General features: G+C 71.5%; 13 protein-coding genes. All 13 read right to left on the reverse strand.

What is annotated here, in order from left to right; translation table 11 throughout:
* Nucleotides 1–33 precede the first annotated feature (33 nt).
* Nucleotides 34–744: a DUF1211 domain-containing protein gene (locus E6U81_RS20165; protein ID WP_240803920.1), complete on the reverse strand. Its 711-nt coding sequence runs from the start codon at nt 742–744 to the stop codon at nt 34–36.
* Between the two features lie 36 nt (nt 745–780).
* Nucleotides 781–1,122, reverse strand: coding sequence for a nuclear transport factor 2 family protein (locus tag E6U81_RS20170; protein ID WP_136231507.1), 342 nt, complete (start codon nt 1,120–1,122; stop codon nt 781–783).
* A gap of 12 nt (nt 1,123–1,134) precedes the next feature.
* A complete protein-coding gene (locus tag E6U81_RS20175; protein WP_136231508.1) occupies nt 1,135–2,673 on the reverse strand; it encodes an ATP-binding protein in 1,539 nt (512 codons plus the stop codon).
* Nucleotides 2,670–3,890 (reverse strand): MFS transporter, encoded by a 1,221-nt coding sequence (locus E6U81_RS20180; RefSeq protein ID WP_240803925.1) that lies wholly within the window; start codon nt 3,888–3,890, stop codon nt 2,670–2,672. The genes E6U81_RS20175 and E6U81_RS20180 overlap by 4 nt, the downstream gene beginning before the upstream one ends.
* Before the next feature lie 89 nt (nt 3,891–3,979).
* Nucleotides 3,980–4,810 carry an FAD binding domain-containing protein gene (locus E6U81_RS39935; RefSeq protein ID WP_168714686.1) on the reverse strand — a complete coding sequence of 277 codons (831 nt, stop codon included), beginning with the start codon at nt 4,808–4,810 and terminating at the stop codon, nt 3,980–3,982.
* On the reverse strand, nt 4,807–7,212 hold the full coding sequence (locus E6U81_RS20190) for a xanthine dehydrogenase family protein molybdopterin-binding subunit (protein WP_168714687.1): 2,406 nt from the start codon (nt 7,210–7,212) through the stop codon (nt 4,807–4,809). The genes E6U81_RS39935 and E6U81_RS20190 overlap by 4 nt, the downstream gene beginning before the upstream one ends.
* Nucleotides 7,213–7,217: 5 nt before the next feature.
* Nucleotides 7,218–7,742: a (2Fe-2S)-binding protein gene (locus E6U81_RS20195; RefSeq protein ID WP_136231511.1), complete on the reverse strand. Its 525-nt coding sequence runs from the start codon at nt 7,740–7,742 to the stop codon at nt 7,218–7,220.
* Nucleotides 7,727–8,341 carry an NAD(P)-binding domain-containing protein gene (locus E6U81_RS20200; protein ID WP_136231512.1) on the reverse strand — a complete coding sequence of 205 codons (615 nt, stop codon included), beginning with the start codon at nt 8,339–8,341 and terminating at the stop codon, nt 7,727–7,729. Before E6U81_RS20200 ends, E6U81_RS20195 begins: the two co-directional genes overlap by 16 nt.
* Nucleotides 8,342–8,384: 43 nt before the next feature.
* Nucleotides 8,385–9,869, reverse strand: coding sequence for an aldehyde dehydrogenase family protein (locus E6U81_RS20205; protein WP_136231513.1), 1,485 nt, complete (start codon nt 9,867–9,869; stop codon nt 8,385–8,387).
* 38 nt (nt 9,870–9,907) lie between these two features.
* The gene (locus E6U81_RS20210; protein ID WP_136231514.1) at nt 9,908–10,648 is read right to left on the reverse strand and encodes a type 1 glutamine amidotransferase domain-containing protein; all 741 of its coding nucleotides are present in this window, start codon (nt 10,646–10,648) and stop codon (nt 9,908–9,910) included.
* 69 nt (nt 10,649–10,717) lie between these two features.
* A complete protein-coding gene (locus tag E6U81_RS20215; protein WP_136231515.1) occupies nt 10,718–11,461 on the reverse strand; it encodes a MinD/ParA family protein in 744 nt (247 codons plus the stop codon).
* Nucleotides 11,462–12,721, reverse strand: coding sequence for a PP2C family protein-serine/threonine phosphatase (locus E6U81_RS20220; protein ID WP_136231516.1), 1,260 nt, complete (start codon nt 12,719–12,721; stop codon nt 11,462–11,464).
* Nucleotides 12,703–13,158 carry an anti-sigma regulatory factor gene (locus E6U81_RS20225; protein ID WP_240803926.1) on the reverse strand — a complete coding sequence of 152 codons (456 nt, stop codon included), beginning with the start codon at nt 13,156–13,158 and terminating at the stop codon, nt 12,703–12,705. Before E6U81_RS20225 ends, E6U81_RS20220 begins: the two co-directional genes overlap by 19 nt.
* Between the last annotated feature and the right edge of the window lies 1 nt (nt 13,159).

Consider the following 13,159-nt stretch of genomic DNA (forward strand, 5'->3'; position numbering starts at 1 on the left):
TTGACCGCGGAGAACGGCCGTAGGCCCCTGCGGCTACTTCCTGAGGTCGCTGGCAGATTGGAGCCGCTCTTCCTCTACCACGAGGGGGATGGGGATCTGGTTCGCCGCATAGTAGATCGCGATCAGGAAGTGTGCGACAAGCGTGAGCGGTGCGGAGAAGAAGGCCAGGAGCACCGTGCAGGGGTAGGCGATGGCACCGAGGCCGAAGCGCACCCTGGTGGCCCGCGCCCCGTCCTTGTCCACCTGTTCGTGGAAGAGGTGCCCGACCCGGGTCACGTACCACCAGAACAGCAGGAACGCCAAGGCGTAGGCCACGGTCACGAGGCTGTAGAGGACTGCGGCGGGGTTGGCGTCGCCGCCTTCGGTGAGGTGCTCGGCGAGGACGTTGGTGGTGTACGGGATCACCGATACCACCATCAGCACCATGAGATTCAGGAACAACAGCGGGCGGTCGACCCGCTTGAGGTGACTGAAGATGGTGTGGTGGTTCACCCACATCACGCCGATGATGAGGAAGCTCACCACATAGGCGGCGTAATGGGGCCATTGCTCACGGACTCCGTGCCAGAAGGCCGACCCGGATTCTTCCGGAACCTTTAATTCCAGGACGAGGATCGTAATGATGATGGCAAATACACCATCACTGAATGCCTCGACCCGCCCGGTTTCATTTTCCATGACCTCCCCTTTACCGTTTCCCGACGCGCGCACCGCGGGCCGCGCATACGGGGAGAGCGCGTTCATCCGCTCTCCCCGCACACGCTACCCAGATTTCCGGTCTCAGCCGCCGAAGCCTGCCGTCTGGCGCCAGATTCGGCCATCGCGGACCACAAGTGTCCCGAACGCGTGCTCCGGTTCGCCGTTCAGGTTCATGATCGCCCGGTAGAAGATGGTGTCCTCGGTCTCGATGTACTCCTGGAGTTCCACCAGCGTGGGCTTGACGGTGAGGTAGCCGGTGAACGTCTCACGAACCGCTTCGATGCCCACCGAGACGCCCTCGAACCGCAACAGCACCGCGTCGTCGGTGTAGTTCTTCATCACCGCCTCGATGTCCAGGGCGGCCAGGGCCTCCATCTGGCGGACGAACACCGGGTGCAGCGTGGAGATGTCGTACGTGGCCATGTCGACTCCGTTTCACTGGGGAGAGGTGCCCTCGGCAGGTGCGGTTTCCACTGCGGTATCGGGTGTTTGCACAGGTGAGACGCAGGACTGGGCGCTGCCCGCGAAGGGCAGCCGCACGACCATCCGGGTCTCGCCGGGACGCGAGCGGGCGGTGAGCGACCCGCGGTGGCGCTGGGTCACGATGCGGTAGCTGAGGTGCAGCCCCAGGCCCGTGCCCTTGCCCACGTCCTTGGTCGTGTAGAAGGGTTCGAAGATCCGCGGCAGGGACTCCGCGGGGATCCCCCGGCCGGTGTCGGCGACCTCCACGACCATGCAGTCGCCCTCGGACCGGGCGGTCAGCGTCAGTACGCCGGCGCCCTCCATGGCCTCGACGGCGTTGTCTACCAGGTTGGTCCACACCTGGTTCAACTCGCTCGGATAGCCCGTCAGTTCGGGCAGGTCCGGTTCGTACGCACGCACGATGCTGATGCCGTCGAGCTTGGCACGCAGCACGACCAGCGTGTTCTCCAGTCCCTCGGTCACCGGGAAGCGCTGCTCGGGCGCCCGGTCGAGATTGGCGTAATCCCGGGTGGCGGAGACGAGTTGGGAGATCCTGGGACCCGCCGCCCGCAGCTCGGCGGCGAGCGAACGGATCTCCAGCAGCGCCGCCAGGTGATCGAGGGCGCGGGCGAGGGACTCCTTGCCGACGCCCTCCACCCGGTCCAGGAGCCAGCCCAGTTCCAGTCCGAGGTCGGAGACGCCCGAGCCGAGCAGACCGGAGCGTTCTGCGCCGGCCCCCTCGGCCCAGTCGGCGATCTCCTCCTCGGCGTCGGCCTGGGCCAGCGGATCGGTGGTGGCCGGCGGCGGCAGCGCGTCCAGCTCCCCGGTGAGCCGGTCGAGGACGGAGCGCTCGGCGGCGGTGGCCGCCGCACCCCAGTCCTGGGCGGTCCGGGTGAGCCGGTCCAGGGCGGGGGCCAGTTCCTGCGCGGCCCGGGCCACGGCGGCCGCCGGATTGTTCAGCTCGTGCGCGAGCCCGGCGGCCAGCGTGCCCAGCGCCTCCACGGTGGCCCGTTTGCGGGCCTGCACCTCGGAGGACTTGATGCGCCAGGCAAGAACGGGGATCAGTACGGCGGCCACCCCGTGGCAGCGCGTGAGCATCTCGAAGAAGACCGGCTTCGGGTACGCCACCACCGTGGTCGAGGGCCCGCTCGCGGCGGCGGTGGCCACGTACGCCCCGTCGGTCAGCAGCGGCAGTTCACCGGTGAACCGGTGGGCGGCCGACGGCTTGCCGTCGTGGTCCTCGGCGGCGGCGCTCTCCTCCTGCGTGGAGTGCCGGGTGAGGACCTCCTCCCGGCCGTCGACGACCTTGGTGACGACGAGCCCGCCCGAGAGCAGCACGTGGAAGCCGGTGGCCTCCTCGCCGTCCCGGAAGAGCACCTCCCCGTCGGAGAGGACCTGCGGCCGGGACACCGAGACCAGCCAGTCCAGCTGGTCCTCGGTGATCCCCGCGAAGACCTCCAGTCCGCGCAGGGCGGAGCGCAGCTCCGGTGCGGTCATGTCCGGCGGGTTCATGCGGTGCTCCCCTCGGCCTTGGTACGGGCGGCCAGGCGCAGGGTGGCCAGCAGCGCCACCACGCACACCGCGGCGACGGCGGCCATGAAGCCGACCGAGGTGCGGTGCAGCCCGTGGATGTTGGTGAGCATCCCGGCGAGTACGGCCGGCACGCTCATCGCGAGGTACGCGAAGACGTATACGGCGGCGGTCAGTTCACCGCGATGGGCCGGGTCGGCCAGCCCGCTCAGCGCCCGGAAGGAGCCCAGGAAAGCGGCTCCCCAGCCGCTGCCGAGGACGGCCGTGGCCACCAGGAACACGGGGGCCGAACCGAGGCCCAGAGCGAGCAGCACCAGCGCGAGACCGGTGAGCAGGCCGAGCAGCCCGAGCACGGCGGTGCGCAGCGCCGCGGTGCGGCCGAGCATCAGCTGGGCGGCGGTGGCGGCGCCGGCGAGCAGCGCGACCGTGGCCCCGCCGACGAGGTAGTTGGTGGACCGCAGCAGGGACAGGGCCAGGTGCGGGCCGAGGGAGAGGTAGAAGCCGCCCACGGACCAGACGGCCACGATGGTCAGGACGAGGACGGCGAAGCGGCCCCGGGCGCCCGCCGGTACGTGGATCCGGTGCGGGACCACGCGCAGCCGGCCGCCGGCGCCGGGAGCGCTCTCTCGCATGCGGACGACGCCCACCAGAGTGACGGCGAAGGCCCCGATGAGCAGCAGGTAGCTGAGGACGGTCGGTGCGGGCGCGTACTGGACGAGCAGGCCGGCCCCGATCCCGCCGAGCCCGATGCCGACGGTCGGTCCGGCGCTGTTGACCTGGGCTCCGAGGGCGGGCTTGGCGGCGGGGCCGAGTTCCAGCAGGGCCGCGCCCATCGCGCCGGTGGCGAGCCCCACGGCGAGCCCCTGCACGGCGCGGGCGGCGAGGAGCAGTCCGAGCCCCTGGGCCCCGGCGAAGAGGGCCATCGAGACGATCGCCAGGACCAGTCCGGCGCCCAGGACGGGGCGCCGGCCCACGGTGTCGGAGAGGGAGCCGAAGAGCAGGAGCCCGGCCAGCACGGTGACCGCGTAGAGGGCGAAGACCACCGTGATCGTGCCGGAGGACAGGCCCCACTCCTGCTGGTAGAGCACGTAGAGGGCGGAGGGCACGGAGGAGGAGAGCATCAGCAGGACGAGGACGGCGCCCACCACCCAGAAGCCGGAGGCGCTGGGCGCACGGGCCGCGTGGGCGGCTGGGGGCACGGTCAACCCCGCGGTCGTTCTGGACGGTTCGGCCACTGCTTCACTCAACTCCCCCGTGAGGGGCCCGGGCGGGCCATGTGGTCGGTCGGTCAGGCGAGGGCCCGCTCGGCCCTCTGCAGCGCTCGGGCGGTGAGGACTCCCGCGAGGTGGCCGAGGTATTCGGCCGAGGTGCCGCGCCCGGGGACGAACAGCTCCCGGGGTTCGGCCCGGAAGGCGGCGAGTACGGCTTCGGTGCTGTACGGGCCCGCGCGCAGCCGGTCCTCGACGCCGCGCAGGCGCAGGGGCCGGGAGGTGGCTCCGGTGACGGCGATGCGCGGCCCGTCGGGGGTGATGCGTACGGCGGCGGCGCAGACCGGGTAGCGGGTGGCGCGGTCGGCGGACTTCTCGAAGGCGGCGGCCGGGCCGGCGGCGGGTACGAGCAGCGCGGTGAGGACCTGGCCGGCGGGTGCGGTGCCGGCGGCGAACTCCTCGGCCGGGAGGGTGGTGCGCCCGCCCGGGCCGGCCAGTTCGACGACGGCGTCGGCGGCGATGGCGGCGACCGGCAGGTCGGTGGCGCGTCCGGCGGCCGCCAGGTTGCCGCCGACGGTGCCGAGGTTGCGGACCTGCGGGTCGCCGTTGGAGCGGGCCGCGGCGGCCAGTTCCGGTGCTTCGGCGAGTACCAGCGGGTCGGCGGCGAGGTCGGCGAGCGTGGTGAGGGCCCCGATGCGCAGGCGCCGGCCGTCGGGGGTGCGGCCGGTGCCGCGCAGGTCCGCGAGCTGGCGGATGTCGACGAGCAGGCGGGCGCTGTCGGCTCCGCTGCGCAGGTCGGGCAGCAGGCTCTGGCCGCCGGCCAGGACCCGGGCGCCGCGGGTCCCGGACAGCAGGGCCAGCGCCTCGTCGAGGCCGGCGGGGCGGGCGTAGTCGAACTCGGTGAGGATCACTGGGATTCCCCTCTCAGGCGGCGCCAGACCTTCTCGGGGGTGAGCGGCATGTCGATGTGCCGGACGCCCAGGTCGCGGAGGGCGTCGACGACGGCGTTGACGACGGCGGCGGCGGGCGGGACGGTGGCGATCTCGCCCGCTCCCTTGGCGCCGAGCGGGTTGTGCGGGCTGGGCGTGACGGTCTTGTCGAGCGCGAAGAAGGGCACGTCGGCCGCGCGCGGCAGGGCGTAGTGGCCGAGGTCGGCGCTGACCAGCCGGCCGTTCTCGTCGTATTCGGCCGCTTCCAGGAGGGCCTGGCCGAGGCCGTGCACGATGCTGCCCTCGATCTGCCCCTGGACGATCTTCGGGTTGCCGATGTTCCCGGCGTCGTCGACGGCGGTGTAGGCGACCACTTCGGTCTCGCCGGTCAGTTCGTCGATCTCGACGACGGCGACGTGCGTGCCGAAGGGGTAGTTGAAGTCCGGCGGGTCGAAGTGGGTGGTCTCGTCGAGGGCCGGCTCGATCTCCGGGGGCAGCCCCCAGCCGTACCACATGGCCATCGCCAGTTCGGCGAAGGTCTTGGTGTTCTCGGGGTTGCCCTCTTCGTGGATCGCGCCGCCCTCGTAGACGACCTTGTCCTCGGGCACGCCCAGGAAGACGGCGCCGGCCCGGACCAGTTTGGCCTTGAGCTTGCGGGCGGTGAGGGCCACGGCGGGCGCCGCCATGCTGTAGGAGCGGGAGCCGTAGGTGCCCTGCCCGTACGGGGCCTTCTGCGTGTCGCCCTCGTGGACCTGGACGGTCTCGGGGTCGATGCCGAGCTCGTCGGCGGCGACCTGGGCGAAGACCGTTCCGTGGCTCTGGCCGGTGGAGGCGGAGCCGACGGTGACGGTGACCTCGCCCGTGGGGTGGACGCGGATGTTGGCGCTCTCCCAGGTGCCGCCGAGCATGCCCTCCTGGGACATCCGGGTGGAGGGGCCGACGCCGCAGATCGCGACGTAGGTGGCGATGCCGACGCCGAGGCGCTTGCCGCGGGTGCGGGCCTCGGTCTTGCGGGAGGCCATGTCGGCGTAGCCGGACAGCTCGATGGCCTTGTCGAAGTTCAGCCGGTAGTCGCCGGAGTCGTAGGTCCAGCCGAGGCCGTTGTCGTAGGGGAACTTCTCTTTCGGCACGAGGTTCCTGCGCCGCACCGCCGCCGGGTCCATGCCGATCTCGGAGGCGTACCGGTCGACGAGCCGCTCCATGAGGAAGGCGGCCTCGGCGCGTCCGCTGCCCCGCTGGGCGCCGAGCGAGACGGTGTTGGTGAAGGCGGCGTACACCTCGCAGAAGGCGGCGTCGATGTCGTACATGCCGCTGATGGAGCGGCCCATGAGGGCGGTGGCGACGCCGGGGCCGATCGTCGAGGGGTATGCGCCGAGGTTGGCGTAGCTGGTGCAGCGCACGGCGGTGATGCGGCCGTCGCGGGTGCCGGCGAGGGTGACGTGCTGGCGGTGGTCGCGGCCCTGGACGGTGGAGTTCATCAGCCCGGTGCGGGTGTCCACCCATTTCACGGGTCGGCCGAGCGCCTTGGAGAGCAGCAGGACCAGGGGCATGTCGGGGTACAGGTAGCCCTTGGTGCCGAAGCTGCCGCCGACGGTCGGGGCGATCACCCGGAGCTTGTTGAAGGGGATGCCGAGGACCAGTGCGGCGAGCAGGAAGCGGTGGTTGTGCGGGCCCTGGGTGGAGGCGTAGAGGGTGTACTCGCCGGTGGCCGGGTCGTAGTCGCCGACCGCGCCGCGCGGCTCGATGGGGCTGTTGATGGTGCGCTGGTTGACCAGGTCGAGCTCGACGGTGACCTCGGCCGCGGCGATGGCCGCGTCGGTGCGGTCCTTGTCGCCGCAGGTCCAGTACGCGTTGAGGTTGCCCGGGACGGCCTCGTGGAGCTGGGGCGCGCCGTCGGCGAGGGCCTCGTCGGCGCGGGTGACGACGGGCAGCGGCTCGTATTCGACGGCGATGGCGGCCAGCGCGGCGGCGGCCTGCCGGGGGGTCTCGGCGACGACCACGGCGATGGGGTCGCCGACGTGGCGGACGGTGTCGCCGGTCAGCACCGGGCGGGCGCCCGGAAGTCCGTAGGGGTGCGGCGGGAAGTGGCTCTCGACCCCGCCGGGGATCCAGATGCAGGGCAGCGGCATGACGTCGGTGAAGTCGGCGGCGGTGGCCACCTTCAGCACACCCGGCAGCTGCTCGGCCGCCTTGGTCTCGATGGACAGGATCCTCGCGTGGGCGACCGGGCTGCCCAGGATGGCCATGTGCGCGGTGCCCGGCAGGTCGATGTCCGCCACGTACGTGGCCTCGCCGCGCAGCAGCTGCGGGTCCTCGCGGCTGTCCATCGGCTTGCCGAGCACTCCGCCCCGGTCGGCCGGGGCCTCCCCCGTCACTGTGGTCATGTCCCTCACACCTCCGGTGCGGCTGCGGTGGATGCGGCGGAGCCGGCGGGCACCTCGTCGCGGGTGGCGGCGCAGGCGCGCTGCACCCCCCGTACGACGCTGTGGTAGCCGGTGCAGCGGCACAGGTTGCCGGTGAGCCACTCGCGGATCTCGGGCTCGGTGGGGGCCGGGCCGTCGGCGGTGGCGTCGACGAGTTCGCCGAGGGCCATCACCATGCCGGGGGTGCAGAAGCCGCACTGGGTGCCGTGCTCCTGGCGCAGGGCCTCCTGGAGGCCGGACAGTTCCCCGCCCCGGGTGGTGACCCCTTCGATGGTGGCGACCTCGGCGCCGGCGGCGGAGGCGGTGAGGACCAGGCAGCTCTTGACGGAGCGGCCGTCGAGGCGGACCACGCAGGAGCCGCACTGGCCGGTGTCGCAGCCGACCTTGGTGCCGGTCAGGCCGAGGCCGTCGCGGAGCCGTTCGACGAGCAGTTCGTTCGGCTGTGCCGAGAACTGCTCGGGTCTTCCGTTCACGTTCAGTGTGATATCCATGCCAGCGCCTGCGCTTCCGTGAGCGGCCGGTTGAAGAGGGGCCCGCCGGGTTGCTGGAGAATTCCACCGGAGTGCAGCGGGCCGGTGTCGACGGGTGCGAATCCGAGATCCGTGATGATTCCCGCGACGATTTCCTTCGCTTTCACGTCGTCGCCCGCGGTGAAATGCGCCAGGCGCTCTCCGGGTGCGGTTCCCGCGACGGCGAGGGTTTCGAAATGCATGGTGTTCAGTGATTTCACGACCTGGGCGTCCGGGTACCACTCGGCGACGAGGTCGCTGGAGCCGCGCCCGCCGAGGTCGGCGGGCGCGCCGGGGCCGCCGAACGCGTTCGTCGCGTCCACCAGCACCTTGTCCTGCACGACGCGCGGCGGGAGCAGTCCGCGGACGCGCTCGAAGGGCACCATCAGCACCAGGAGTTCGGCCTGGGAGGCGGCCTCGGCGGGGTGCGCCGCCGAGGCCGCCGCTCCCAGTTCGGCCACGAGCGGGCCGAGGGTCTGCGGGCCCCGGGCGCCTGCGAGGACCACGTGGTGGCCCGCCGCCACGAGGATCCTCGCGAGGACCGTGCCGATCCGGCCGGTGCCGATGATGCCTGTCCGCATTGACGCTCCTCGAAAATGGGGTGTTCGTTCCGGTCCGGCCTGCTCAGTCCATGCCGATCCAGACCGACTTGGTCTGGGTGTAGCTCTCGAGGGATTCGGGCCCGCACTCGCGCCCGAATCCGGAGGCCTTGTAGCCGCCGTAGGGCACCGCGGGGTCGTACTGGTTGTAGCAGTTGACCCAGACCGTGCCGGCCTTGATCTGCGAGGCGACGCGGTGGGCGCGGCGCAGGTCCTTGGTGTGGACGCCGGCGGCGAGGCCGTACGCGCTGTCGTTGGCGATGCGTACGGCGTCCTCCTCCGTGTCGAAGGGGATGATCGACAGGACCGGGCCGAAGATCTCCTCCTGGGCGATGCGCATCCCGTTGTCGACGCCGGTGAAGACGGTCGGCAGGAAGTACAGGCCCTCGGCGGAGGCTCCCTCCGGGGTCCACCCGGTGCCGCCGGTCCGCAGGACCGCGCCCTCCTTCTCGCCGACCTCGATGTAGGAGCTGACCTTGTCGAACTGGGCGCGGTGGGCGAGGGGCCCGAAGAGGGTGGCCGGGTCGCGCGGGTCGCCGGGCTTGAGGGCGGCGGCCCGGCGCACGAGGCGTTCGACCAGCTCGTCGTGGATGGGGCGCTGGAGCAGCAGCCGGGATCCGGCGGTGCAGATCTCGCCCTTGTTGTAGTAGATGCCGAAGAAGGCGAGCTCTTCGGCGGCGTCGAGGTCGGCGTCGGCGAAGACGATGTTGGCGGACTTGCCGCCGAGCTCCATCGTCACCTTCTTCAGGGTGCCGGCCGCCTTGCGGATGATCGACTGGCCGACGACGGTGGAGCCGGTGAAGGCGATCTTGTCGATGCCGGGGTGGTCGGTGAGCGTCTCGCCCAGTTCCACGCCGGGGCCGGTGACCACGTTCAGCACCCCGTCGGGGATCTCCGCCTCCTGGAAGAGTTCGGCGATCTTCAGTGCGGTGAGCGGGGTGGCCGGGGAGGGCTTGTGGACGACCGTGTTGCCCGCCGCCAGCGCCGGTGCGATCTTCGTCATCGACAGCAGCAGCGGGAAGTTGAACGGGGTGATCGCGCAGACCACGCCCAGCGGTTCGCGCAGGGTGTAGGCGAGCTGCCCGCCGGCCGGGGCGCGCGAGGAGCCGTCGACGCGGGTCACGGCCCCCGCGTAGTAGTGCATGAGCTGGGCGGCCATGGGGGCGTCGACCGTGCTGGAGAAGGCGAACGGCTTGCCCATGTCCACGGTCTCCAGCAGGGCGATCTCCTCCAGGTCGCGCTCGATGAGCTCGCCGACCCGGTTCAGCCGCAGCGCCCGCTCCTGGGCGGACAGTCTGCTCCACGGACCTTCTTCGTACGCCGTGCGGGCGGCGGCGACGGCCGCGTCCGCGTCGGCCGCGGCGGCCTGGGCGACCGGCACGATCTCCTGTCCGTCCACGGGGCTGACGTCCGGCTCGGTCCGGCCGTCCTGGGCCGGGACCCATTTGCCGCCGATGAACAGTTTCCCGGGGTTGGCGAGGGGCGGGCCGCTCAGCTCACGCTTGGTCATGGCTGCCTTCCGGTGTCGGATGCGGGGCGGGCAGGGGGTCAGCCCTTCGCGAGCTGCGACAAGAACGTTTCCGCGAGGGCCTTGGAGGAATACGGGTTCTGGCCGGTCGTCAGCTTGCGGTCGACGACCACGTGCGAGTCCCAGATCGCGTCCGCCTTCTCGTAGCGGGCGCCGAGCCGGGTGAGTTCGACCTCGAGGATCAGCGGGAGCCGGCCGGCCATGTTGGTGACCAGTTCCTCGTCGTGCGAGAAGGCCGTCATCCGGTAGCCCTCGAACGGCCAGCGGCCTTCGCCGTCGCGCAGTGCGAGCAGCGAGGTGTGGCCGTGGCAGACGGTGGCGAGGGGCTTGTCCTGGGCGATGATCCAGCGCAGGATCTGGGCGAGTTCGTCGGACTTGGGCAGGTCGCCGATCGCGCCGTGGCCGCCGCTGACGTAGACGCCGTCGTAGTCGGCGACGTCCTTCTCGGTGAGGGTCTCCAGGGCCAGGGGAGCTCTCAGCTGGGGGGTGTTCTCGATGACCCGGACGTACTCGGCGGCGTTGGCCGCGTCCTCGTCGGGGGAACCCTGGGGGCGGACCCACTGGAGGAACTGGGGGTCGATGCTCGTCAGGTCGACCGTGGGCGCGCGGCCCCCGATGGTCGCCACGTCCACGTCGTGCCCGGCCGCCTTGAAGAGCGAAAAGGGAACGACGAATTCCTCTGCCCAGAATCCCGAGGGATGCTGTTCGCCGTCCAGCAGGTGCAGGGTCGCCTTGGCCGTCATGACGACGAGAATCTTCATGATTCTCTCCTTGTTCTGGATTCGCTGCCGATTCAACACGCCACCCGCAGGGGGCGTAAGGGGGTGACGTCAGGCCCGCGATACTTCGTCACGTGCGTCCAACGCCGAGATGATGGTGCGGAATTCACCGACCAGCGGATGGTCGGGATGGGCTTCTGCAAATATGCGCTCCCCGTACAGGGAGGCCATTTCCGGCGAGTAGGGAAGGATTCCGGCCACGGGTGCGCCGTAGACCTCCTCCGAGCGCCGCCGGGCCGAGTCCCGGTCGATGCCCGCGGGCGCCATGCTCAGCACCAGGGTCCGCCGGCAGGCCAGGCGCCCGGCGAGGGCGATGGTCTCCTCGACCCCGGAGAGGTCGATCCGGTCGGCACGGGCCATGATCATCAGTACGTCGGCGCTCGCCATCGCGGTCACGGACTCGTTGTTGAGCCCGGCGTGGGTGTCGAGCAGCAGCACGTCCAGCGCGTAGTGCTCGGCCAGCCGGTCGAAGCCCTCCGGCAGCAGGCCCACGTCGTAGCCGCCGGCCATGAGCTCCCGCAGGGCCGCCGTCCCGGTCCGGGCCGGTACGACGTACAGCCCGGGCACGCCGGCCGGCTGGGCGGCGGCCTCGATCTCGCAGCGGCCGAGCAGGTAGTCGGCCAGGGAGGGTCCGGGGCCGAGCCGGAACAGCAGGTCCAGGGTGGGTGACTGGATGTCGGTGTCCACCACCCCCACTCGGCGCCCCCCGGCCGCGATGAGCAGCGCGAGGTTGGCCAGGACCGAGGACTTGCCCGTCCCGCCGCGGTGCGAGTGCACCACGATGGTGCGGGCCATCTAGGCCACCACCCGGTGGCGGGGGCCGTCCGCGTACGGCCCCCGCGCCGTACGTGGCCGGTGCAGGGCGAGCATGGTGACGTCGTCGTGCTGCTCGGCGGTGCCGGTGTGCTCGCGCACCGCCAGGTCCATCCGGTCGACCAAGTCCTTGCCGCTCGCCAGGGGGCCGGCGAGCAGTTCCAGCATCCGTTCGTCGCCGAGGAAGCTGCCGTTCGGACAGCGGGCCTCGGGCACGCCGTCGGTGAACACGAAGAGGGTGTCGCCCGGGTCCAGCTGGGCGTAGCCGAGGGTGTAGACGCAGTCGGGCAGGACCCCGACGGCCGGTCCGGTGATGTCCAGGGCGGCGGGCGGGCTGCCGTCGGCAGGCCGGAGCAGGGGCGGGTTGTGGCCGCCGTTGATGTAGACGAGGCTGCCGGTGAGCGGGTCCAGCACCCCGAAGAACAGGGTGGCGAAGTAGCCCTGCCGGAGGTGGTTGCTCGTGAGGTAGCCGTTGGTGGCGGTGACCGCGTTGAGCAGGGGCGTGGCGCCGACGACCGGGATCCGCCGGCTGCCGCCGGCCCGGCCGGCGGCGACCAGGTGCTGCAGTCCGCTGTTCTGTGCGGTGTGGCGGAGCAGGGAGCGGATGAGCGCCATGAAGAGCGCGGCGCCGACCCCCTTGTCGCAGACGTCGGCGACGACGAAGGCCAGTCGGCGGCCGCGGGAGATCTCGAAGACGTCGTAGAAGTCGCCGGCGACCTGTCGGGCGGGCCGGAAGCGTACGTCGATCTCCCAGCCGTCGGGGACGGGCAGCGATTCGGGCAGGAAGCCCGCCTGGATCTCGCGGCCGATCTCCAGTTCCTTCTCGTAGCCCATGAGTTCGGCACGGGCGTCGGCCTCGCGCAGGGTGCGGCCGAGTCCGGCGCGCTCCGAGCAGCTGTGCAGCCGGGCCCCGACGAGGGCGGGGAGGAAGGGGGGTACGAGGTAGTCGTGCCCGATCCGGACGTGCTCCTCCAGGGAGGCGAACTCCGTCACGGTCCAGACGACCACGATGGGGGCCCCGGCCCAGCGGCGCAGCCGGCGTACGGCCATCCGTACCGCTTCCCCGTCGCACTCGGCCGGGGCGAGCAGCACGTCCGCGACGGGCAGCAGCTCCAGCGGGCCTTCGCGCAGCTCCGTCAGCGTACGGGTGACGAGGGAGGCGTCCATCGTCCGCAGAGCGTCGAGCAGTTCTGGCGGCGGTGCCGGATGCGCGTCGAGGATGATCACGGTCGTGGAGGGCATGGGTCCGTCCCCTCAGCCTTCACAGTCAGCGTGCTGATGTTGCGGCCGTCCCTGCGCGCATAGGCGAACTCGTCCACGCTGGTCAGGGCGAGGTGGATGCCGAGGCCGCCGATCCGCCGGTCCTGCGGGGGGACCCCGGGACAGGGCGGCAGGCGGCCTGCGACGGGATCGAAGGCGGGGGCGGAGTCCTCGATCGTGATCTGCACCCCGCCCGGGCCGGAGCGGCCGCGGACGGTGATCCGTCCGTCACCGCCCCGGTACCCGTGCATGACGATGTTCGTGGCCAGTTCGTCCACGGCCAGCCGGAGCCGGTAGGCGGCCCGTTTGCCGAGCCCCGCCCGTCCGGCCAGCCGCAGGACGAACGCGGCGATGTCGCCCAGTGCCTGCACCGTCGCGGGCACCTCCAGGACGGAGGGCGTCCTCGCCAGTTCGACCATG

Source organism: Streptomyces sp. A0592 (genome assembly GCF_004795115.1).
Classification (GTDB): Bacteria; Actinomycetota; Actinomycetes; order Streptomycetales; family Streptomycetaceae; genus Streptomyces; species Streptomyces erythrochromogenes.